Source organism: Bacillus marinisedimentorum, from assembly GCF_001644195.2.
In the GTDB taxonomy this organism is placed as follows: Bacteria; Bacillota; Bacilli; order Bacillales; family Bacillaceae_O; genus Bacillus_BL; species Bacillus_BL marinisedimentorum.
Genome location: NZ_LWBL02000049.1, coordinates 1 through 19,561 on the forward strand (window position 1 = coordinate 1; position 19,561 = coordinate 19,561).

Consider the following 19,561-nt stretch of genomic DNA (forward strand, 5'->3'; position numbering starts at 1 on the left):
GACCGCTTATCATGGATATCCAACCTTTTTTCACTGTGGGCCTCCTTGCTAATTTTTTAGCCTTTAGGATTTTTTACTAGCATACGCAAATTGAGAAGGTAAACCGTTCATAGGAAAATCCCTTTGTAGTAAAATCACTTACTTAATTACAATATCTTCGTTACTCAAGTTATGTATTCTTGCCTTTAAGATTTCTCCGTTTCTTATATCTACATATACTTCTGCATAAGAATTACTAGTTATATCAATGATGACAGCATACTGTTGGTCAAACATATTTTTCGGATTAACAAGTTCAACCTTAATTTGATCTTGATATAAGTGATTTTTTGTATAAGGGGCGACTGTTTTCTTGGCTTCAGCTATTGCTTCTTCTTGAGATACAAAAGGTATTGTTGTATGCTGATATCCCCCAAAAATAACAGATAAAGTAACGACAACATAGATTAACTTTTTGTTAAAGATTTGCTTTCTTAATATAAAAAGGAACAGTAAACCGATACTCATGAAAATAAAAAATAACACTAGTGGCACTTTTACACCTCATTTAGAGCAGTCTTCTTCAGGATGGATGGAAAATTATACAATTAAAGGATATCATATCTGTTAGACGATAAACATAATCAAAAAAACCTCCTCATATAAACGAGGGGGTAACCCCTTCATAAAAAGTTAAAATAAGATTCAATCCCTTGGCTTTTTAACCTTTATATTTGCTAATGAAGCACTTCTATGCCCTTTTATCAAAGTTATAAAAACATTATGGTAAAATATAGGTGAAAAAACCCCCATGATATATAGGAGGTGTATAAAACCCAATTTCATCTTTTACTAACAGAAAATAAAAAGGAAAGAAGGTAAAAAATGGACTTATTATTTGTGATTTTAATTTATGCTGGAATCTTTGCTGTCTATGACGCGTTAAGAAAGATTAACAATAACATCATGTATCAAACAGAAGAAATTACAAAGTTGCGTGAAAAACTGACTGAAAATAATAAAAAGTAGTTTTACTTCACAAACAGAAGTTTTAGATAAGTGCAGGTGTAGATAAAATGAGATTAAAAAAGTTCATCACCATGAATGGAAAGCCTTTGATTATCCATATACTGTTGGCGGTTTTTGGGACAGGTATTGTTGGGTTCAGTTGGAACAGTTCTGTTTTAAATGAGATGGTTGCTGCAGTTTTTATATTAACTATACTGCTCCATTATTTTGCCGGTGTTTTACTAATTAACTATGGTTCTCCACTCAAAAACTTATCAGCAGTATCTCTGGTATTTCTATTTGATTTCATGATTTTTTTATTGAGATTTGTAAGTGTTGATCACGATTCACTCATGAATTCAATTTCATTTGTTTTTAGCTTTCCATTCTTATATTTACTAGGGTGGAAGGGTGTTGATTATTCCCTGCTCACTGTTTTGATTCCATCGTTTCTCTTTTGGGCTGGATTGGAAAGTAAGGTAGCGATAGCCAGGTTAAGTGGGGGAAATTAAACATAGAACATTCCTTTGCAAGTATATAAGAGTGAAATCAGCTCAATTTCCATTGGAGAGTAATGGGGTATCTAAGTTGCTTGTATAACTAAGAAGATTAGCAGAATACGTCAAAAAAATTCAGCTTATAAGGAGAACAAAGGATGGTTAAAAATTTGCCTTTATTAATATCAATGCTGATAATTGGCAGCGGTACGATAACAATCACTTTGAATTCATCGTTGCCTCAGTTTCTGGAAATATCACTTTTACTGGCGGGAACAGTTTTGAATGTCTGGAGTATGGTCGCTTTGATTTTACATATAGGAATTGCAAATCGAAGTTAATTTTATCGGAAAAAATAATGAAGAAACAGAGGGAGAAAAATGGATACCCAAATTACTGGTGATGTCACTCTTGATTTTTATAAAAATGAATATAATCACAAGTTGAGCAACTATCAATTATCTGAAGACCAGCTCAAGTATGCTTCGTTACCATTGAAAGCGGTTAAATTGTGTGAAGAAGATGATACAAGATATCCTGTTGTCATTTTGTATCGGGGTGAACCGGCTGGCTTTTTTGTCCTTCAGGGCTGGGAAGGTGTCAAGGCATATAGTGACAACAAAGCTGCCATCCTAATCAGAGGCTACTCCGTTAACAATGCATTTCAAGGAAAGGGAATTGCGAAGGAATCGTTACTTATATTGGACTCATTTGTGAGGAATCATTTTCCGGATAAAAACGAAGTGATCCTGGCAGTTAACTATAGGAATACCATCGCCCAGCATGTGTATAAAAAAGGTGGATTTAGAGATAAAGGGATTCGAATAATGGGAAGAAAAGGGGAACTGTTAATTTTTCATAAAGACCTTGGATAAACCGATATCAAGTGAAAAGCGAAGGGGCGGCTTTAAAGTGAAACATTCCTCTCAACTCAATCGTAAACTACTTAAGGAGGCATGTTCATGAAAAAGGTTGTATTCTTTTTAATCAGTTTTATTATTCTGTTTGTGGCCTTGCAACTGGTGTCAGGGTTAATCCTTACAGCAATATACATTCCTGATATGGAAAACGTTTGGGTAATTAATACCGGCCTGGCAAATGAAGTCGTGATTGTTAAAGGTTCTATTCTCCCTACGTTACTAGTTGCTATATTAGCAGCTGCTATTGCATATTTTGTACCGAAGGCGTTTAAGAAGTCAGCATAGATTATTAAGAAATACTGATAAACAAGAGACAGAAACAGGTCTCTTGTTTTTTAAAATCCACCTTTTAAAAAGAGTTTATGGAATTATATGTTAAAATATAAAATAGGATGAAGGTATGGTTGTTACTTTATATGTCTTAGGTAAAAAGAGGTGTTGTGAGTGAAAAAGCACCTAATTGGTTTCTTAATTATCACACTGGGTTTTCTTTTAATCGGCTGCACTAACACACCACAATCACAAGAGGAAAAACAAACTCAAAGCAGCACAGAAATAGGAAAAAGACAATTCGGACAGAAAGTCATTATTATGGATTCTGTTAATGACCCATTACCGCCTGAAGCTGAAAACATTTATACGATGCCTGGAAAAAATGACCCGCAACAGCTTCCGAATGTGGATCTAAGTGACCCCATTGTCATCACAAAGATGCCTTATTCTGAAAAAAACGCACCGCCAATGAGGTGATAGGGTGTCGAATACTAAATAAATACTGGATCCAAAGAGGTCTATGACTTTAATGCGGAGATACCCTTATTGGAAAAAAGGGACGCACAGAAAGCAAGTTGACCTTTCCGGCAAAGTCAACTTGACGGAAGATGGAAAGATTAAGAGAATGATATATTACAATGCCAATGAGCTGCTCAGGGAAATGCAAACAAGTGATTAAGCTGACGTGTGAAAGGTGCGCCAATATGATCATTAAAGTGTTTTTAGTCATCCTTTTTATCATCCAATTTATTTTCCTGTTCGTTAAAGTTAAAGCGGTTTCACAAAAGAAATATTTCATCCCCGCTTTCCTGGTTAGTGCCATAACTGCCTGGTTCATCTATCAGAGTGTTTTTGCTGCTGGTTTTGCAGCCGTTAACCTGGCGATCCTTTCTTTTATTGGAATGTTTGCTTTGTTTGTCTTCACAAAACATCCGCCGTTTTTAAGAGAAGAGGGGGAACAGTGACTAATTCCGGACCAAAACAAATTAAAAAACAAAAACAGTAAACGTAGATGGGTGTATGATACATGGGGATTCCCCATTGCTGTACTGGTGTTGATTATATATGCTCTTTATCATTGGGTATTCAGCTAAATACATGTGAGGTGAAGAATCATGGGTGTTTCTTTAAATAGAGTAGAGAACCGTTGTTCACCTGCAACCCTATGTATGGAACTAGTAAATAGGAGTTTTCGTAGAAAGGGGTGCTTAGAATGGGATGGGTAATTATTATTGTAGCTGCATATGTTCCGATTTTTTACAGAATACATAAGCGTTTGGATTATCTGGAAAACGAAGTGAAAAGATTAAAGGGGGAACATGATCGGATTTAATCCTTTTTCCATCGTTACTTTTTTAAGTGATATTCTGTCAGTACCGATACAACTGGAGTCATTGAAACGGAGGATGATTCAATTTGTCGAGGGGAAGAAAATCCACTTTAATCCTGGTGGCACTAATCATATCGGGATACGCTGCAATGGCAGTCATTGAAACAATCACTTTGAGTTTTGATACTGTTGATGAAGCCTTTAGTGATTTCCTGGGTAAGGAGCACGGGGTTGACGAGAAAAGGATTGAAGGGAAAGCCTACTACCAGGTTGATAATCAAATCTATATACCTTATATGGTTAATAGCAATACTTCAATGGCACGTTTTAACAGAAAAAGGTTTGGGTGGCAATACAAGGGCGTTTCTCACTACACGAATGAAGCTGGACAGTCTTTTAGTTCAAGCAGGAATGAGTTGAATGGAGAAATTGTTGTCCATGGGCTTATTCCAAAAAAGATGATAGATGATATTGAAACGGTGAAGGTCGGCAATTTAGAAGCAGAGGTTATTCAAATTAGCGAAAAAACAGCGGTATGGCTGCTGATTACAGATAGCCGTCTACTGGATTCCATCGAAGAGATAACAGTGAGTTTTTTGGATATAAAAGGAGACGTACTTGGATCAATAAAATGATGGGAGAGCTGAAGTTTTTCGGTTCTCCGTCTTTTATTGGAAAATGAAGTTATTGATTCAGCCTATAATTTAGGGTGGTGGTTGACATGAACACACTTGATATCAACATTCATAAACTGATGGAAGCTTATAATGTTCCAGGACTAAGTATGGCGGCGATACATAATGGAACGATCACAAGTAAAGAAAGCGTTGGTTTACTAGAGGCAGAAACAGCTAAAAGCGTGGAACGTTGTTCTATCTTCAGCGCTTGCTCAATCAGTAAATTCCTGACCTCGATTTTAGTGCTGAAAATGACGGAGCAAGGCGTTTTAGATCTAGATGAAGATGTCAATGAGAAACTCACTTCATGGAAGGTTCCTCATAATGAATTTAATAAAAAAGTGACGTTGAGAAATTTACTTAGCCACCAATCCGGCCTTGTTGACCCGGAAGGAAGTTTCTCTGAGTTCAAGGCCACTTCAGGCATCCCAGCAATGGCAGAGCTATTGGAAGGAAGAACACCCTATTGTGACGCTCCTCTTGAAGTGAACTATGAGCCCGGGAGTGACTTTCACTATTCAGATGCAGGCTTTTCCGTTATACAGCTTATGATCGAAGATGTTACAGGAAAACCTTTTCAGGATGTGGTGCATGAACAAATTTTTCAGCCGTTAGGTATGAAAAACAGCACATATAATCTCCCTGTCACAGAAGAAACTTTGAAAAGTTTTTCCTGCGGCCATGACAAATTCGGAGAAGTGCTAACTGACAAACATCCCGTTTACCCATATCCAGCTGCTGCCGGCCTATGGACAACTCCTTCAGATTTGGCCCTTTTAGTCATTGAATTAATGAATAGCTTAAAAGGTGAAAGCAAACTTAAGATATCCAAAGCGAAAGCAGCTGAAATGATAACCCAACAGGGCTGCAGGGCGTGGACGGGACTGGGGGTTTTTCTCGAAGACAACGAAAAGGGTCTTGAAATGTCATCACTTGGCTGGGGTGTCGGTTTTCAATGCATGATGGCCGCATATCCTTATTTAGGGACGGGGTTAATCATAATGACAAATACAGACCCGGGTGTCCATCAATTAAAAGGAATGATCGGCGAGATTTATAATGTTTATCCTTTTTAAAATCAACGACCAATTGATCAAATATGATAATAGGGGGGGAAGAAATGGTTTATTTTCTAATTTATTATTTTCCAGTAATTCTCCTTGTCGTATCGGTAATTGGATTACTATGGGCTGTCTTAAATAAAAGATGGAAATATATCATTCCTTTTTTAATGTGCCTGGGTGGTCTCTGGGTCCATTATTATGGTTTAAAGATTGTTGGGAGATGGGAAGGCATGTCCATTTCAATATTTGGCGGCGGCGGACTTGTTGTATTGGGAATCGGAGCTTTGATAACTGTGTACGGATTAGAGGTAGCTGAAAGGAAAAGAAAGTGAAAGAAACCGCGTACGTCAGGAAAGAAAATGTTTAATCAGAGCAGATTTTTCAGTGGGCTTCCCTTTGTCAGAAAACAAAAAGGGGTGAAGGCTTGAACAAATATTTAAAGATCATCTTTAGCGTGTTAGGCGTTGTGCTAGCTGGAATTGCCGTTCTTGTCATTTTGTTTTCGATAGAAATGACTCCTGATGAGGATGAAGAAGAAAAAGTCATTGCCCGGGCGGAAGAATACTTGGAAACCAATGATGAGCATGCAAATTACGAAATTTACGATGTTCTATATGATAATATGGGGAACTATGGGAAGTTTGAGTACGCTGCAAAAGTCCGTGATGTAAACAGTGGGGTAGAATTCTTAGTGTTCTATAATGACGACACTGGAAAAATGGAGGATTCACTTACGTCAGAGTTATACTAAAAGTGATAAAAGTACGCCTGGACAGTTACGCAGAGCTCTTTGAAAAGAGCTCTGCGTTTTTTTATGTTGAAATGGATTGGAAAGTAAAATCAATTCTTCGGGATACATTCATTGGAGAGACATAAGCATAACGATAATTCCATATTATAAATAGATAAATATTTATTGATATTCAATAAATATAGTTCTATAATTATAAATACAAAAGTTAAGCGGGGTGTTTTTATGAATCTAAGTTCCACAAACTTTTTAAGGGCAGCTGTTTTTGTTATTGGAGTTACGGTCCTTTTGTTGTGTATCTTTTTGCTGCCATTCATAGCTAAGGATGCATCTGACTCAGAGTATGCGCCTTTGCTGTATCCTGTCTTAATAGGCATGTATGCGGCAGCACTCCCTTTTTTTGTTGCTCTGTATCAGGCTTTAAAGCTTTTAAGCCTTATTGACAGGAACGACGCTTTCTCGGAATCATCTGTAGGAGCTTTAAGGGTTATAAAGTTCTGTGCAGTCACGATAAGTGCTATCTATATGGGAATGATGCCGTTCTTCTATTTCATAGGAGAGAAAGACGATGCACCAGGTGTCATCGTGATCGGACTGGTCATTATATTCGCTTCCCTTGTGATTGCCGTTTTTACCGCAGTTCTTCAAAAGCTGCTGAAAAATGCCATTGATATAAAGTCAGAAAATGAGTTAACGGTTTGAGGTGGACAACATGGCGATTATTATCAATATTGATGTGATGCTGGCTAAACGAAAAATGAGCGTGACGGAGCTTTCGGAGAAGGTCGGCATAACGATGGCCAATCTCTCCATTTTGAAAAACGGCAAGGCAAAAGCTGTTCGATTTTCAACCCTGGAGGCAATCTGCGAAGCATTGGAGTGCCAGCCTGGTGATATTTTAGAATATAAAAATGATAAAGAAAATCAAGTTTAATCGTGGTGAGGAAAAATGAGAGCGCTTAATCAACTGGTCCGTTTCGGCTGGGAGCAAGTTCTGTCCTGTTTGTTTCCTGTTGTCATTTTTGCGTCTCTTGCAATTACCAGGATCGTGCCCTTTCTCTTCTTGCCGCGGTATGATTGGCTGCTTATCATCTTTCTGCTGATGCAGTGGTGGATGGTGCGTTCCGGACTTGAAACGCGGGATGAATTAAAGGCTATCACCTTGTTTCATCTAATCGGGCTTGCGCTGGAACTTTTTAAGGTGCATATGGGTTCCTGGTCTTATCCCGAAGAAGGGTATACGAAATTTTTCGGGGTCCCTTTGTACAGCGGATTCATGTACGCAAGTGTAGCGAGTTATCTTATTCAGGCGTGGAGGAGGTTGAAGGTTCAATTAGTGAAGTGGCCGCCATTTTGGATTGTTGTATCCCTTGCAGCTGCGATTTATTTAAATTTCTTCACACACCATTATTGGATTGATGTCCGGTGGTGGTTATCCGGGCTTGTATTGGTCGTCTTTTGGCAATCATGGGTCACATATGAGGTTAACGGAAGCCGTTATCAAATGCCTCTCGGGCTTTCATTTGTGCTTATCGGATTTTTTATATGGGTGGCCGAAAATATCGCAACATTTTTTGGGGCCTGGGAATATCCGAATCAAACAGAGGCATGGAGACTCGTACACCTGGGGAAAGTAAGTTCATGGCTCTTACTGGTGATTGTCAGTTTTCTTTTAGTGGCGGCATTAAAGCAAGTCAAGGGCAGGGTGAGTACCGGTTCATTTTTCTAAGTAGTTCAGTTTTGAAGTAGAAAAGTTTAATTAGCAACTGAAATAATTATGCAATTTTATTATAAGTCGCATAAGAAACCGCAAGGGATCCCTTGCGGTTTTAGTTGTTTTTAAACATCTTTAATACTTGTAAAGATATTCTATAAACTCCCAAAAGTTATCGGTATTAAAAAATGGTGATTCTATATCCAATCCTATAAAGTCCACTTCGACTAACATAGGTTTTCCGTTTCTGAAATCAAAACCATATGCAGTTCCGCCACCGTTTGAACCAACAATTATCAAGCCAGGTGCGAATTCTTCTACAGAATAATCTTCGTTGCTTTCAATTAATTCTTCTATCTTCCATAACCTTAAATAACTATTTTCTCCGATACAGCCTTCTCCACCGTTTGTTTTTAACATAAAGTGAAAATAATCGTCTGGAAATTTAATCCCTAATCTTTCTTCAACTTTTTCTATATCATTCTTTTGAATAGGGGAGTTAAAATCAAATCCCTCAAACAAATAATCGTGCCTTTCAAACATTACTTCCCCTCCAAATTATTCTATTTTATTATGGAATCATTAACTATAAATCGTAATTTAGAAAAATCAAAAGTAAGTATTTTATATCTACATTACAAGAAATTCAGCAACTAAAATAGCATCGAATTTAGCATATGTTTTAACAACGTGACAACAACTATTGTCACGTTTCCAATTGTTATGTTAATTTCAATGCGAATTTGCTTACTGATTTGCCAAAAAGGTTGATATATAAAGGAAAATTAAAAGTCCAATTCTTATGTGGATTGGACTTTTAATTGTGGTGTTATTTTAATATTTCTGCCTTGAAACTGAACTGCTTATAATTTTTCAGATATGCTATATTTTTAGCCGGATATCTCCCTGACACTTTTTTTTGCCTAAATAAAAGAAACGGGGACAAAAGCATTTTAGTCAAAGTAAAATCCGAACTAATGCGAAATTCTAAATGGCATTAGTCAGGATTTTTTCAATTTATTTTTTTCTTAACATGAACTGAATTCACCTATTGAGTTGGGCAGTTTAAATATGTTCCAGCCTCTTGCGTAAACCTTTTGATCAGATTTAAATAACCATTTATGGTTTGGCTGAATTTAACAACGGCACTTCACGATGCCGGGTAGCCTGCTCATAGTCATAAGCCATTCCGAGCAATTCCGGTTCACTCCACATCTCCCCGAAGAATGCAAGGGAGAAGGGGGTCCCGCTTTGATAATAGCCCGCAGGAACAGTCACTAGCGGCATTCCGCTGATATTGACTTCCGGTGAAGCAGTCGGCTGGTGTATGCCTCCCTTCAGACGGGGGATTTCCGCTGCCATCTGCGGGTAAACGAAGGCATCCAGGTCGTGTTCTTCCATGACTTCATCGACGATTTCCTGGTATCTGAGCCGTGTATTGAAAAAGTAGTTTAAATCCGGAACCTTATAAGGGTCTTTTAAATCTTCTTCCAATCCCCTAAAGCGCTGAAGGGGTTCGCCCGCTGTCCACGGAACGGTTTCCGTTTGGTCGAATAGCTCGGGCAGAGAAGGGATGGTGCCTGCCGGGTCCATCCGGTCCAGATAGGATTGAATGTCGCTTATCAGCGCATCATAGCCCCGATTTCCGCTCGCTTTTACAAAATCAGCGAACCCTGTTCCGGCGAAAGGGTCCTGGACCACTTCCGCGCCCTGTTCCTGGAGCTCATTGACAGCACGGGCATACAATTCCTTTGTTTCTGCGGATAATGGTTCCGCTCCCCAGCCAGGACCATGCAGTCCGATCCGTTTTCCTTCCAGGGAGGTTTCGCTTAGCTGTTCTGTGTAGCCGTCTGCCGGCAAATGCTCTTCAGCTCTTTCTGTTTTCGGGTCTTCGGGGTCGTAGCCGGCAATGACATCCAGCATGATTGCGGCATCATGAACCGTCCGCGCAGTAGGTCCCAGCACATCCCGTGTACCGGCTGCAAAAGGGGCGGCTCCTGTATTCGCTACAAGCCCGAATGTCGGCTTTATCCCGACTAGTGCCTGGGCAGCGGCAGGATTTTGGATGGAACCGCCTGTTTCGGCGGCAATGCCTGCCACCGCCATATTACCGGAGACAGCGGTTGCTGTTCCGGAACTGCTTCCTCCGGGGGCAAAGGCAGGATTGACGGCGTTTAAGGTGTCGCCGGCCCAGCTGGTGTTTGCCCTGGTGGCGGATATGCTGAAGGCAGGCATGTTCGTTTTGCCGAGAATGATTGCGCCTTCTTCTTTCAGCCTTTTGACAATCGGCGCATCGACTTGCGGCATAATCTCCACTCCGCCTGTTTCCTTATGGAAACCTTCCCAGCCGAATGTGGAAGGGAAGCCGGTTACGTCTACCGTTTCCTTTATGACGATCGGAACACCGGCCAATTTTCCCGGAGATTCCTTCTTGTCAATCCGGTCCTGTATAGCACTTGCCTCTTGCAGCGCCTGTTTGTTGATGAATGTAAAAGCGTTGTAGGTATCCTCATATTGCTCGATTCGCTCAAGATGTGCTTCAACTGCCTCTGTCACGGTAAAAGATCCGTTTTTATAGCCTTCGACCAGTTCAGCTATGGTGAATTCCTGTCCGTTTTCAAGACGTTTTGCCAGGTTGATATCGATTTTGGGATGTTTTTTATATTGGACGCCATTTGTATGTGTGGATACATCTTTCGGAGGGACGAGTGATGGGTTGCCCTCAATCAGAACAGCCGCAAGGGCTAAAAAAAATATTATAATGAGAGCATGCATTTTTTTCATAGTCGTCTACCACTCCCTATCTAGTTACCAAACGTAGGATAACATAGATACGTATACTTATAAATAATCCTTTTGAACAGGGAGTGAAAGATTTTGAGATTTCACTTGTCGGTGGAGAATTTCGGAGATCGCGTTTACGAGAATTTTAATGAAAGACCGGATTTTTTTTCGAAATGATGAAGAAGCAGGATACATTAAATAATCTTTTAAAAGTAACACTCTGTTAAATGCGGCTGTTGATACCCGCTGAATCGTCCATGTAAATACAATCTGGCCTGATTAAAGGAGCGAAACCGAATACCTTGTCTTAAAAACACTGCGAAATGGGTAAAAATCAAAACGATTCTTCACCATAGCTAAAATGATACCATTTAAAGTGGATAATGCTGTTCCGAGTACAAAATATCAAACTATGCACGGATTAACAGTTTTCAAATAAATTTGACAACGGTATGGGTAGTGAGGAAGGCCCCTGCAATTCAGGCTGATCACCAAAAAAACGGCCAGAAGGCGGCCGCTTTCTTATGACTACTATGCGTTTATCATTCGTTTATGCCGTCAGAAATAAAAGAAGAGAAGTCCCGGTGTATATAATCAGGCCTTTCCTCCGGGACAAGGTGGCCGGTCTTATCGTAGCCGACCAGCTTCGCAGCCGGCAAATCTTCCGCAAGCCGCTTGCCGATCGAGTAGGGCATCACTTTGTCCTGCTTTCCCCAGAGAAGGAGGCTCGGGGCCTTCACCTGTCCTAATTCCTCTTTTGACAAATCTCCTTCCCGGTGGCGGATCATCCTTGTCAGCGCCCGGAAAATATCATGTTGTAAAAAAGGTTCCAGGTAACCGTCAATCATCTCCTGGTCAATCATAGCGCGGTCATGGATGACATTCAGCAAATTTTGTTCCACACCCCGTTTTTCGAACCACTTTTTCAGATAAAGGTGGAAAAACGGCAAGTAAGATGAATAGGCAATCAGCTTTTTCTCCGGAGCCAGGTACCCGGAACTTCCGAGCAGAACGGTTTTATCCACGGTTTCATGATCGAGGAGGCTTGCCCTGAGAGCGACCTGGCCGCCCATTGAATGCCCGATCAAAATGATTTTTTTTAATTGAAGGTAGTCCGCAAGATTAAGCACAACAGAAGCGAAATTCTGATAGGAATAGACGAAACGATTTGATTTTCCGCTCCTTCCGAACGGCGGCAGATCCAGTGCGACAACCGGGTATTCGGGTGCTAAAAACGGCACCAGCCGCCGGTAACTGAAAGTTGAAGACAGAAAGCCGTGTATTAAGAAAAGCGCGGGCTTTTCCGGGTATGCATCCATATTGTACAACTCATAATAGATGGGCACCCCCTGGATGGTTACGGTATTGGTTGTAAACTGATGCAAGCGGGTCATCCTGGGTCGACACCTCTTTTCAATTGATTCGTTTAGAATATGGCTTTCCTTATCTTGCCGCAAAAGTTAAGAAAAAGTGCCATTTAAGATTTAGAAATAAGAAGATTTTTTTATTCTTCAAAAACTTACGGGAAATAATACCCCGTAAACAAAATTATTGTAAAATTTAATTTTTTTCGGATGCTTTTTCATGTTCTCATCATTTTATACCCATTATACTTATGATAAAGCATGAAAGCGGAGGGGGGAAGAGATGACCGGCAAGAAGAGAATCAGAGATTACGGGATTGAAATCGGCACGCTTAAGCGGGGCAGCCTGAATTCGATAACGGATATCGAGGGAGTCACGGTTGGGCATGCGACCATCCATGACGGGGATATCCATACAGGCGTAACGGCAATCAAACCGCACGGCGGCAACACTTTCCGGGAAAAAGTGCCTGCGGCTGCAGTTGTGCTGAACGGTTTTGGAAAAACGATGGGAACCATTCAAATTGAAGAGCTTGGAACAATCGAGACGCCGATTTTGCTGACAAACACACTCAGTATCGGGTTGTGTGCAGATGCATTGATCGATTATATGCTCGAACAGACAGAAGAAATCGGCCGGACCGAGGACGGGCCCGCTGTTCGTGTCGGTACGGTGAATCCGGTTGTCGGTGAGTGCAACGACATGTTCCTGAACGATATCCGGGCAAAGGCTGTAACGAAAAAAGACGTGTTTTCAGCGCTTGGCAATACGGGTAAAAAACCCGAAGAGGGTGCAGTCGGTGCTGGCGCAGGAATGGCCTGTTTCGGCTTGAAGGGCGGTGTCGGCACCTCATCCAGGATTGCGGAAATCGGCGGATCAGCTTATACGGTCGGCATTCTCGTCGTTTCCAACTTCGGCCTTCCCCAGGATTTGCGGCTGAACGGAAAGGGTGTCGGAGACAAGCTTGTTCCGATGCTTGAAAAAGAATATGGAAACGGTGCAGCACCTGGAGCAGAAAAGGACGATGGCTCGATCATGATCATTATGGCGACAGACCTGCCGCTCTCTTCACGCCAGTTGAAACGGCTCGGCCGCAGGGCCGGTGTCGGGCTGAGCCGGATCGGTTCCTACATCGGGCACGGCAGCGGTGACATTGTCCTCGCTTTTTCAACTGCAAGGGATGTCCTGCACCAGCCTCAATCCGGCATAAATGATCAGGACCTTGATCCGGCATTCAGGGCGGCAGCGGAAGCGGTTGAGGAGGCGATCCTGAATAGCATGATAACTGCTGAGACGGTCACAGGCCGCAACGGGAACAAGCTGTACTCGCTCAATGAGTTCATACATAGGCTTTTATAAAAAGGGGGGATAACGGTGGAAATTGGTTTTTACAATGGTGAATTCATCCCGATCAACAAACGTGTAGTCCCGATTCAGGAGCGGGGGCATCAGTTTGGCGACGGCGTCTATGAAGTCATCCGGGTGTATAACGGTGTGCCGTTTTTGATGGAGGAACATCTTGACCGGCTGGAAAAAAGCGCTTCGGCAATTCAACTTGAACTTCCATACCGCCGCTCACGGATTGAAGACATCATCCTTGACGGCCTGAAAAAATCGCAGCTGAAGGAAGCGGAAATCTACTTGCAAATCACAAGGGGAATCGCACCGCGCAGCCATCCGTTCCCGGACGTAAAAGCGGTGATGGCGATGACCGTGCGCAAGGTGCGGACAATTGACCAGGAGCTATACAATAGTGGCGCGAGCGTTCTTCTCCATGAAGATGAAAGATGGAAAAACTGCTACATCAAATCGCTGAACCTGCTTCCGAATATCATGGCCAAACAGGCGGCAATGCGGGAAGGATACGATGAGGCGGTTTTCATCAAGGGCGGTTTTATAACCGAAGGGTCAAGCACAAATGTGTTCATCGTCTCCGGCGGAATGGTCTTGACCACGCCTGCAACCCATCGGATTTTACACGGCATTACCCGGGAGATGGTCCTTGATATTTGCCATGATCTTGATATCCCGGTTAAAGAGACAGATTTCACCCCGGAAGAGATGATGAATGCCGACGAAGTCTTCCTTACCAGCACCACACTTGAAGTGATGCCGGTAAGCAGAATCGGTGACCTGCCGCTTCAGCATCCGGAAGAGTATGGCATTACGCAGAAGATTCACAGAGCTTATAAAGATCTATATCAATCAGAATAACGACTAATGAGGCACCGGCTGTTGAGTCGGTGTTTTTTGTGGTTAAGGAAATTATAAAATGTTTGCGTTGTGGATAAAAAGCCAGAAGGGAATCATCCAGCTCCAGGCGCCAGCGGCTACCGTCATAAGCGGTGATCCCCTCTGGGAGGAAAGACCGTCTCCCTGCAGGTGTCCCCGCTTATGCGTACGCTGCTAAGCGGGCGCCTTACGCTTTTGTTCTGTGGCCTGGCCTTGAGGGCGTGGTATGAAGTGAAGTTGAAGAATTGGACAGTAAAATGCAGGAACTCGTCAGTCAAAAAATGGGACAGTAACATCCAACAGCTCACCGTGATCTAATCTTGAAGGATATCCGGCGGATCGGAATTCTTCGCGGGTATAATACTGAAATTGCCAGCAACTTCATCCATTTGGCGGAATGAAACCTTCTTAATGAATAAAACCGTACCCATCACTGCAAATTAAGGAAAGGTAAGCAAAAATTGGAGGGAAGCCCAATGATGGAGGAAACCCTCGTGGCTGCTGTGCGTGCCGCCATTACGTTTTTCACACTATTGATCTTCACAAGGATGCTCGGCAAACAGCAGGTCGGCAATCTATCTTTCTTTGATTACATAAATGGAATCACAATCGGGTCCATGGCTGCTTCGCTCGCTACTGACCTTGGCACAAGGGCATGGCTGCATTTTGTCGGGCTCAGCACATTTGTCTTCATCGCCTTTCTCATGCAAATCATTACCATTAAAAGCAGGAAGCTGTCCAAAATCATTGATTCGGAACCGACGATCGTCATCGAGAAAGGCAAAATATTAGAAGAGAATCTGGCAAAAATGCGGGTGAAAAAGGATGAGTTGATGGTTTTGCTCCGCCAGAAAGGCTTTTTTGATATTACCCATGCTGAGTATGCGTTACTTGAACCAAATGGGCATCTATCCGTCATGCCGCGGGAGGATTTCCGGCCCCTTACTCCGCGTGACTACCGTTTCTTCACGAGAAAAATGGAGCTTACGACAGAAGTGGTGTTTGATGGCCGGCTTCTTAAGGAGAACTTGAAGGAACGAAATAAGGATGAGCAATGGCTTAATGAGCAGCTTCACCAGCTCGGAGTCGATGATGTGAAAGAAGTATCCTATGCTGCCCTTTTGCCAGACGGCACACTGTATATTGACCGTTATGAGGATGAACTGGACGGGCAATCTGACTATGATGGACGGGAGTGAGCGGAGATGTACAAGGTGATACCGATCATCGTTCTGATTGGCAGCGCCCTGTTCCTAGCAAGCGGCGGCTGGCTGAAGGAACCATTCGGAGAACATGACCGGGTGGAAGAGGCGGTCCGGCAAACCGAACTGGCAATTGAAAAGAAGGACTGGGAAGAAGCGTCCAGGAATTTGAAGAAAGCTGAAAAAGCATGGGATAAGGTTGCAAACCGGGTTCAGTTCAGTGTGGAAAGGCAGTACATGTATGACATTGGGGTCACATTGGCGCGCCTGAAAGGTAATATTAAAGCGGAGGACCGGGCGGGAGCACTGGCTGAAACGGAAACATTTTATTTGTTGTGGGAAGAGCTTGGGAAATGAGATCAAAATCCGATCTAGGAAATCGCGACTTCAGGAGTTCTTATGTGTTGCCGAGCGCTTGAATAAAGCCACTAATTTTTAGGGTCGTGATAGCTGCTCATTGGTTGGCTGTACTTTGATTATTTCGTTGATAATAGGCACGCATCCCCGCTTCCCATGCCTATAAATGAGGGGTGGGCAACAATATAGGCACGCCCCCCACTTCCCGTGCTTATAAATGATGGAATCCACTGATTATAGGCACGAGAACGATTCACGCGTGCCTGTATTAAGTGAGTCTACTGATTATAGGCACGAGACCGAGTTTCGCGTGCCTGTATTTAAGTGAGTCTACTGATTATAGGCACGAGACCGAGTTTCGCGTGCCTGTATTTAAGTGAGTCCACTGATTATAGGCACGAGACCGAGTTTCGCGTGCCTGTATTTAAGTGAGTCCACTGATTATAGGCACGAGAACGATTCACGCGTGCCTGTATATAAGTTAATCTACTGATTATAGGCACGAGACCGAATCTCGCGTGCCTGCACTTAGTTAATCCGCTGATTATAGACGCGGCTTCCTGCCATATAATCCTGCCCCCATTGATTTTACCCAGTGCGAAACATCTTTCTCTACAGAGTGTTAAAAAAGCTTCCTTGAAATGCTGGGCCCAAGCCTGGCGGTTCCGCGATGTTGACCGTCTTCCAGTTTAAAAGCAAAGATATTCCCCTGCCACCTCTCTCACCCGCCTGAAAGATTTCCCATTTATTGATGCCGGAACAGTTTGCATAGATATAGAGAAGGGAAGGGATGATGGAGGCAAACTTCAAAAATCTATACTTTTTTACAGCCAACATGATTTTATTTTGTTATAATAATGGGAAAATTCACGAGACGGAGGGGCACCATGAACGAAAAAGAACTTGAAGTCCTGCGTTGTCTGGATGACGATGCACGGCTATCGACCGAGACCATCGCAAAAATGATCGGGATTTCGCAAGAAGAAACTGAAGAAATTATTCAAAAACTGGAAAATGACAACGTGATTGCAGGATACAATACGGTCATCAACTGGCGCAATACCGGAATCGAGGAAGGTGTTACCGCCATGATCGATGTCAAAGTGACCCCTAAGCGCGAAGTGGGATTTGATGATATCGCCAAGCGGATTTACCGGTATCCTGAAGTGCAGTCTGTGTATCTCATGTCGGGAGCTTACGATCTTTCTGTCGTCGTTGCAGGGAAGTCAGTTTCCGAAGTGGGGCTGTTCGTATCAGAGAAGCTTTCCACTCTTGATTCAGTTATCTCGACAACCACTCACTTCATTTTGAAAAAATATAAGCATGACGGCACCATTTTTGACAGCAACGACAAAGACAGACGAATTGTGGTGTCCCCATGACAGCAGAACGTTTTTTATCGGACTATGTCCAGCGGCTGAAGCCGTCTGGCATCAGGAAGTTTTTTGACCTTGCTGCCAATATGGATGATGTCATTTCCCTGGGTGTCGGGGAACCGGACTTTGTCACCTCATGGAATGTCCGGGAAGCGAGCATCCTATCGCTTGAAGAAGGCTACACATCTTATACATCCAATGCCGGGCTGATGGAGCTGCGTGAAGAAATTGCCTCATATATGATGGGCCGATTCGGTGTCGGCTATAAACCGGACAAAGAAATTCTCGTAACGGTAGGTGCAAGCCAGGCCATCGATCTTGCCATGCGCGCTGCCGTAAACCCTGGTGAAGAAGTGATTGTCGTCGAACCGAGCTTCGTTGCATACTCTCCGCTCGTCGAACTTACAGGCGGCAAAGCGGTGCCGATTGCCACGGCGGCGAAGGACGACTTTAAACTGCAGCCGGAGCAGATCGAAAAGGTCGTCACCCCCAATACGAAAGCACTGCTGCTCTGTTCACCGAACAATCCGACCGGATCTGTGCTGTCAGCTGAAGAATTGGAAGCCATCGCGAAAATTGTGAAAAAGCACGATTTGCTCGTCATTTCCGATGAAATTTATGCCGAGCTCAGCTATGACGAACCGTATACCAGCTTTGCGGCAATTGATGGAATGAGAGAGCGGACAATTGTGATCAACGGCTTTTCAAAAGGATTTGCCATGACCGGGTGGCGGCTCGGGTACGCGGCAGCTCCGGAGCCGATTCTCCAGCAGATGCTGAAAATCCATCAATATGCGATGATGTGTGCCCCGACAATGGCGCAATATGGTGCGCTCGAGGCGCTCAAGAATGGCATGAAGGACGTTGAAAAAATGCGCACAAGCTATCGAAGACGCCGAAATTACTTTGTCCAATCGCTCAATGAAATCGGCCTTTCCTGCCATCATCCCGGGGGAGCGTTTTACGCATTCCCGTCCGTCAAGGCAACCGGCCTCAGCTCAGAAGAATTTGCCGAGCGGCTCTTGATGGAGGAAAAGGTTGCTGTTGTTCCCGGCAGTGTATTCGGTGCCGGAGGAGAGGGGCATATCCGCTGCTCTTATGCTTCGTCCATGGAAAATCTGCAGGAAGCCGTCAGACGGATGGAGCGTTTCATTAAAGCGAACCGGTTGATTGTGCCGAAAGCTTCTAATGGTTAACAGAACGATAAAAAGCCAGCCTGTATAGGGCTGGTTCTTTTATTGGCAAAAAAATTATAAAACTTTCTTGTTATATAAAAAGCCAGAAAGGAGTTATTCAGTTCCAGGCGCCAATGGCTATCGTCATAACCATTAATCACCTCGGAAAGGAAAAATCACCTTCAAGCGGGCCCCGCACTTATTTGTTCGCCGCTAAGCAGTCGCCTTGCGCTTTGGTTCCGGTATATGAAACCATAGATTGTGAGCATGAATATTGATAAGGGCCACCTCGACTTTGTAACCGCCTGAAGGCTTGCCAGTCGGCAAGGGGACAAATTGTAAGGGGACAACTAATACACGGCAGGAAGATAACTTCCAATTATCGAAGAAGGTATGACAGCCGATATGCAGTTGGGAAAGGAGAAAAAACATGAGTTTATTCACAGAAGTTCATCAAATCAATATATGGGTGAAAGACATCAAACGCTCCAGCAAGTGGTATGAGGAAATATTAGGAGTGGAGACTTTAAGCGATTACGGAAGCACAGTCATGCTGAACTTTCCTTCATCCGAGTCCACTGTTATCTGTTTGATTGAAGTACCGGGAGATCACCGTTTGCCTTATCCGGATCATTCATCAATAGGAACTCATCCAGTTTTCGCGATCACACCTGAGTACGCTGAAACGTGCAAAGAAACACTTGAGGAAAAGGAAGTCGAAATCGTAAAAGGCGGCGGCAAAGCCCATTTTAAATTTAAAGACCTGGATGGAAATGTGCTTGAAGCATACCTTCCCGGCCTCTATGAAAAAGAGGAATATGAGCATTTGAGGTGAAGGGAAACGACTTCAGAATTTA

The 19,561-nt window shown here is 43.0% G+C and carries 25 protein-coding genes; 21 read left to right on the forward strand and 4 right to left on the reverse strand.

What is annotated here, in order from left to right:
- Positions 1 to 138: 138 nt before the first annotated feature.
- The gene (locus A4U59_RS14575) at positions 139 to 507 is read right to left on the reverse strand and encodes a hypothetical protein (protein ID WP_169823971.1); all 369 of its coding nucleotides are present in this window, start codon (positions 505 to 507) and stop codon (positions 139 to 141) included.
- A gap of 357 nt (positions 508 to 864) precedes the next feature.
- Between A4U59_RS14575 and A4U59_RS21810 the strand changes: the two genes are divergently transcribed.
- The 14 genes from A4U59_RS21810 (at position 865) to A4U59_RS14640 (ending at position 8,228) form a co-directional block, all read left to right on the forward strand.
- Positions 865 to 1,008, forward strand: a complete 144-nt coding sequence (locus tag A4U59_RS21810; RefSeq protein WP_169823972.1) for a hypothetical protein — start codon at positions 865 to 867, stop codon at positions 1,006 to 1,008.
- 47 nt (positions 1,009 to 1,055) lie between these two features.
- Positions 1,056 to 1,499, forward strand: coding sequence for a hypothetical protein (locus A4U59_RS14580; RefSeq protein ID WP_070121210.1), 444 nt, complete (start codon positions 1,056 to 1,058; stop codon positions 1,497 to 1,499).
- Positions 1,500 to 1,864: 365 nt separating this feature from the next.
- Positions 1,865 to 2,359 (forward strand): GNAT family N-acetyltransferase, encoded by a 495-nt coding sequence (locus A4U59_RS14590; protein ID WP_070121212.1) that lies wholly within the window; start codon positions 1,865 to 1,867, stop codon positions 2,357 to 2,359.
- Positions 2,360 to 2,446: 87 nt separating this feature from the next.
- The gene (locus tag A4U59_RS14595; RefSeq protein WP_070121213.1) at positions 2,447 to 2,689 is read left to right on the forward strand and encodes a hypothetical protein; all 243 of its coding nucleotides are present in this window, start codon (positions 2,447 to 2,449) and stop codon (positions 2,687 to 2,689) included.
- A gap of 159 nt (positions 2,690 to 2,848) precedes the next feature.
- Complete coding sequence (locus A4U59_RS14600; RefSeq protein ID WP_070121214.1) at positions 2,849 to 3,154, forward strand: hypothetical protein; 306 nt, start codon at positions 2,849 to 2,851, stop codon at positions 3,152 to 3,154.
- A 52-nt stretch (positions 3,155 to 3,206) separates the two neighbouring features.
- The gene (locus tag A4U59_RS21815; protein WP_169823973.1) at positions 3,207 to 3,356 is read left to right on the forward strand and encodes a hypothetical protein; all 150 of its coding nucleotides are present in this window, start codon (positions 3,207 to 3,209) and stop codon (positions 3,354 to 3,356) included.
- A gap of 25 nt (positions 3,357 to 3,381) precedes the next feature.
- The gene (locus A4U59_RS14605) at positions 3,382 to 3,642 is read left to right on the forward strand and encodes a hypothetical protein (protein WP_070121215.1); all 261 of its coding nucleotides are present in this window, start codon (positions 3,382 to 3,384) and stop codon (positions 3,640 to 3,642) included.
- A 514-nt stretch (positions 3,643 to 4,156) separates the two neighbouring features.
- Complete coding sequence (locus A4U59_RS14610) at positions 4,157 to 4,642, forward strand: hypothetical protein (protein WP_157888198.1); 486 nt, start codon at positions 4,157 to 4,159, stop codon at positions 4,640 to 4,642.
- 86 nt (positions 4,643 to 4,728) lie between these two features.
- Positions 4,729 to 5,760 carry a serine hydrolase domain-containing protein gene (locus tag A4U59_RS14615; protein ID WP_070121217.1) on the forward strand — a complete coding sequence of 344 codons (1,032 nt, stop codon included), beginning with the start codon at positions 4,729 to 4,731 and terminating at the stop codon, positions 5,758 to 5,760.
- 44 nt (positions 5,761 to 5,804) lie between these two features.
- Entirely contained in the window at positions 5,805 to 6,080 is a 276-nt protein-coding gene (locus A4U59_RS14620) for a hypothetical protein (RefSeq protein ID WP_070121218.1), read from the forward strand.
- Positions 6,081 to 6,202: 122 nt separating this feature from the next.
- On the forward strand, positions 6,203 to 6,499 hold the full coding sequence (locus A4U59_RS14625) for a hypothetical protein (RefSeq protein WP_169823974.1): 297 nt from the start codon (positions 6,203 to 6,205) through the stop codon (positions 6,497 to 6,499).
- A gap of 225 nt (positions 6,500 to 6,724) precedes the next feature.
- Positions 6,725 to 7,201 carry a DUF2975 domain-containing protein gene (locus A4U59_RS14630; protein WP_070121220.1) on the forward strand — a complete coding sequence of 159 codons (477 nt, stop codon included), beginning with the start codon at positions 6,725 to 6,727 and terminating at the stop codon, positions 7,199 to 7,201.
- Positions 7,202 to 7,211: 10 nt separating this feature from the next.
- Positions 7,212 to 7,433 carry a helix-turn-helix domain-containing protein gene (locus A4U59_RS14635; RefSeq protein ID WP_070121221.1) on the forward strand — a complete coding sequence of 74 codons (222 nt, stop codon included), beginning with the start codon at positions 7,212 to 7,214 and terminating at the stop codon, positions 7,431 to 7,433.
- A 15-nt stretch (positions 7,434 to 7,448) separates the two neighbouring features.
- On the forward strand, positions 7,449 to 8,228 hold the full coding sequence (locus A4U59_RS14640) for a DUF817 domain-containing protein (RefSeq protein ID WP_070121222.1): 780 nt from the start codon (positions 7,449 to 7,451) through the stop codon (positions 8,226 to 8,228).
- A gap of 120 nt (positions 8,229 to 8,348) precedes the next feature.
- Here the strand turns inward: A4U59_RS14640 and A4U59_RS14645 are convergent, their stop codons facing one another.
- The 3 genes from A4U59_RS14645 to A4U59_RS14655 all read right to left on the reverse strand — a co-directional run bounded on the left by A4U59_RS14645 (position 8,349) and on the right by A4U59_RS14655 (position 12,382).
- Complete coding sequence (locus A4U59_RS14645) at positions 8,349 to 8,756, reverse strand: SMI1/KNR4 family protein (RefSeq protein ID WP_083270865.1); 408 nt, start codon at positions 8,754 to 8,756, stop codon at positions 8,349 to 8,351.
- 576 nt (positions 8,757 to 9,332) lie between these two features.
- Positions 9,333 to 10,997, reverse strand: coding sequence for an amidase (locus tag A4U59_RS14650; protein ID WP_245680564.1), 1,665 nt, complete (start codon positions 10,995 to 10,997; stop codon positions 9,333 to 9,335).
- Between the two features lie 542 nt (positions 10,998 to 11,539).
- On the reverse strand, positions 11,540 to 12,382 hold the full coding sequence (locus A4U59_RS14655) for an alpha/beta fold hydrolase (RefSeq protein WP_245680565.1): 843 nt from the start codon (positions 12,380 to 12,382) through the stop codon (positions 11,540 to 11,542).
- Positions 12,383 to 12,644: 262 nt separating this feature from the next.
- On the opposite strand from A4U59_RS14655, the gene A4U59_RS14660 reads away from it, so the two are divergent.
- The 7 genes from A4U59_RS14660 to A4U59_RS14695 all read left to right on the forward strand — a co-directional run bounded on the left by A4U59_RS14660 (position 12,645) and on the right by A4U59_RS14695 (position 19,539).
- Positions 12,645 to 13,721: a DmpA family aminopeptidase gene (locus A4U59_RS14660; protein ID WP_070121224.1), complete on the forward strand. Its 1,077-nt coding sequence runs from the start codon at positions 12,645 to 12,647 to the stop codon at positions 13,719 to 13,721.
- 15 nt (positions 13,722 to 13,736) lie between these two features.
- The gene (locus tag A4U59_RS14665) at positions 13,737 to 14,576 is read left to right on the forward strand and encodes a D-amino acid aminotransferase (protein ID WP_070121225.1); all 840 of its coding nucleotides are present in this window, start codon (positions 13,737 to 13,739) and stop codon (positions 14,574 to 14,576) included.
- A 494-nt stretch (positions 14,577 to 15,070) separates the two neighbouring features.
- Complete coding sequence (locus A4U59_RS14670) at positions 15,071 to 15,793, forward strand: DUF421 domain-containing protein (protein WP_211274945.1); 723 nt, start codon at positions 15,071 to 15,073, stop codon at positions 15,791 to 15,793.
- A 6-nt stretch (positions 15,794 to 15,799) separates the two neighbouring features.
- Entirely contained in the window at positions 15,800 to 16,153 is a 354-nt protein-coding gene (locus tag A4U59_RS14675) for a DUF4363 family protein (RefSeq protein WP_070121226.1), read from the forward strand.
- Positions 16,154 to 17,040: 887 nt separating this feature from the next.
- The gene (locus A4U59_RS14685) at positions 17,041 to 17,535 is read left to right on the forward strand and encodes an Lrp/AsnC family transcriptional regulator (protein WP_106406348.1); all 495 of its coding nucleotides are present in this window, start codon (positions 17,041 to 17,043) and stop codon (positions 17,533 to 17,535) included.
- Positions 17,532 to 18,725 carry an aminotransferase gene (locus A4U59_RS14690; RefSeq protein ID WP_070121229.1) on the forward strand — a complete coding sequence of 398 codons (1,194 nt, stop codon included), beginning with the start codon at positions 17,532 to 17,534 and terminating at the stop codon, positions 18,723 to 18,725. The genes A4U59_RS14685 and A4U59_RS14690 overlap by 4 nt, the downstream gene beginning before the upstream one ends.
- A gap of 409 nt (positions 18,726 to 19,134) precedes the next feature.
- Positions 19,135 to 19,539 carry a VOC family protein gene (locus A4U59_RS14695; RefSeq protein WP_070121230.1) on the forward strand — a complete coding sequence of 135 codons (405 nt, stop codon included), beginning with the start codon at positions 19,135 to 19,137 and terminating at the stop codon, positions 19,537 to 19,539.
- The last annotated feature ends 22 nt before the right edge of the window (positions 19,540 to 19,561 follow it).

Bases quoted from the DNA above. Each gene is read 5' to 3' on its own strand.
- A4U59_RS14575 (WP_169823971.1), bottom strand. From the start codon at position 507: ATGAGTATCGGTTTACTGTTCCTTTTTATATTAAGAAAGCAAATCTTT.
- A4U59_RS21810 (WP_169823972.1), top strand. From the start codon at position 865: ATGGACTTATTATTTGTGATTTTAATTTATGCTGGAATCTTTGCTGTC.
- A4U59_RS14580 (WP_070121210.1), top strand. From the start codon at position 1,056: ATGAGATTAAAAAAGTTCATCACCATGAATGGAAAGCCTTTGATTATC.
- A4U59_RS14590 (WP_070121212.1), top strand. From the start codon at position 1,865: ATGGATACCCAAATTACTGGTGATGTCACTCTTGATTTTTATAAAAAT.
- A4U59_RS14595 (WP_070121213.1), top strand. From the start codon at position 2,447: ATGAAAAAGGTTGTATTCTTTTTAATCAGTTTTATTATTCTGTTTGTG.
- A4U59_RS21815 (WP_169823973.1), top strand. From the start codon at position 3,207: ATGCGGAGATACCCTTATTGGAAAAAAGGGACGCACAGAAAGCAAGTT.
- A4U59_RS14605 (WP_070121215.1), top strand. From the start codon at position 3,382: ATGATCATTAAAGTGTTTTTAGTCATCCTTTTTATCATCCAATTTATT.
- A4U59_RS14610 (WP_157888198.1), top strand. From the start codon at position 4,157: ATGGCAGTCATTGAAACAATCACTTTGAGTTTTGATACTGTTGATGAA.
- A4U59_RS14615 (WP_070121217.1), top strand. From the start codon at position 4,729: ATGAACACACTTGATATCAACATTCATAAACTGATGGAAGCTTATAAT.
- A4U59_RS14620 (WP_070121218.1), top strand. From the start codon at position 5,805: ATGGTTTATTTTCTAATTTATTATTTTCCAGTAATTCTCCTTGTCGTA.
- A4U59_RS14630 (WP_070121220.1), top strand. From the start codon at position 6,725: ATGAATCTAAGTTCCACAAACTTTTTAAGGGCAGCTGTTTTTGTTATT.
- A4U59_RS14635 (WP_070121221.1), top strand. From the start codon at position 7,212: ATGGCGATTATTATCAATATTGATGTGATGCTGGCTAAACGAAAAATG.
- A4U59_RS14640 (WP_070121222.1), top strand. From the start codon at position 7,449: ATGAGAGCGCTTAATCAACTGGTCCGTTTCGGCTGGGAGCAAGTTCTG.
- A4U59_RS14645 (WP_083270865.1), bottom strand. From the start codon at position 8,756: ATGTTTGAAAGGCACGATTATTTGTTTGAGGGATTTGATTTTAACTCC.
- A4U59_RS14650 (WP_245680564.1), bottom strand. From the start codon at position 10,997: ATGAAAAAAATGCATGCTCTCATTATAATATTTTTTTTAGCCCTTGCG.
- A4U59_RS14660 (WP_070121224.1), top strand. From the start codon at position 12,645: ATGACCGGCAAGAAGAGAATCAGAGATTACGGGATTGAAATCGGCACG.
- A4U59_RS14670 (WP_211274945.1), top strand. From the start codon at position 15,071: ATGATGGAGGAAACCCTCGTGGCTGCTGTGCGTGCCGCCATTACGTTT.
- A4U59_RS14675 (WP_070121226.1), top strand. From the start codon at position 15,800: ATGTACAAGGTGATACCGATCATCGTTCTGATTGGCAGCGCCCTGTTC.
- A4U59_RS14685 (WP_106406348.1), top strand. From the start codon at position 17,041: ATGAACGAAAAAGAACTTGAAGTCCTGCGTTGTCTGGATGACGATGCA.
- A4U59_RS14690 (WP_070121229.1), top strand. From the start codon at position 17,532: ATGACAGCAGAACGTTTTTTATCGGACTATGTCCAGCGGCTGAAGCCG.
- A4U59_RS14695 (WP_070121230.1), top strand. From the start codon at position 19,135: ATGAGTTTATTCACAGAAGTTCATCAAATCAATATATGGGTGAAAGAC.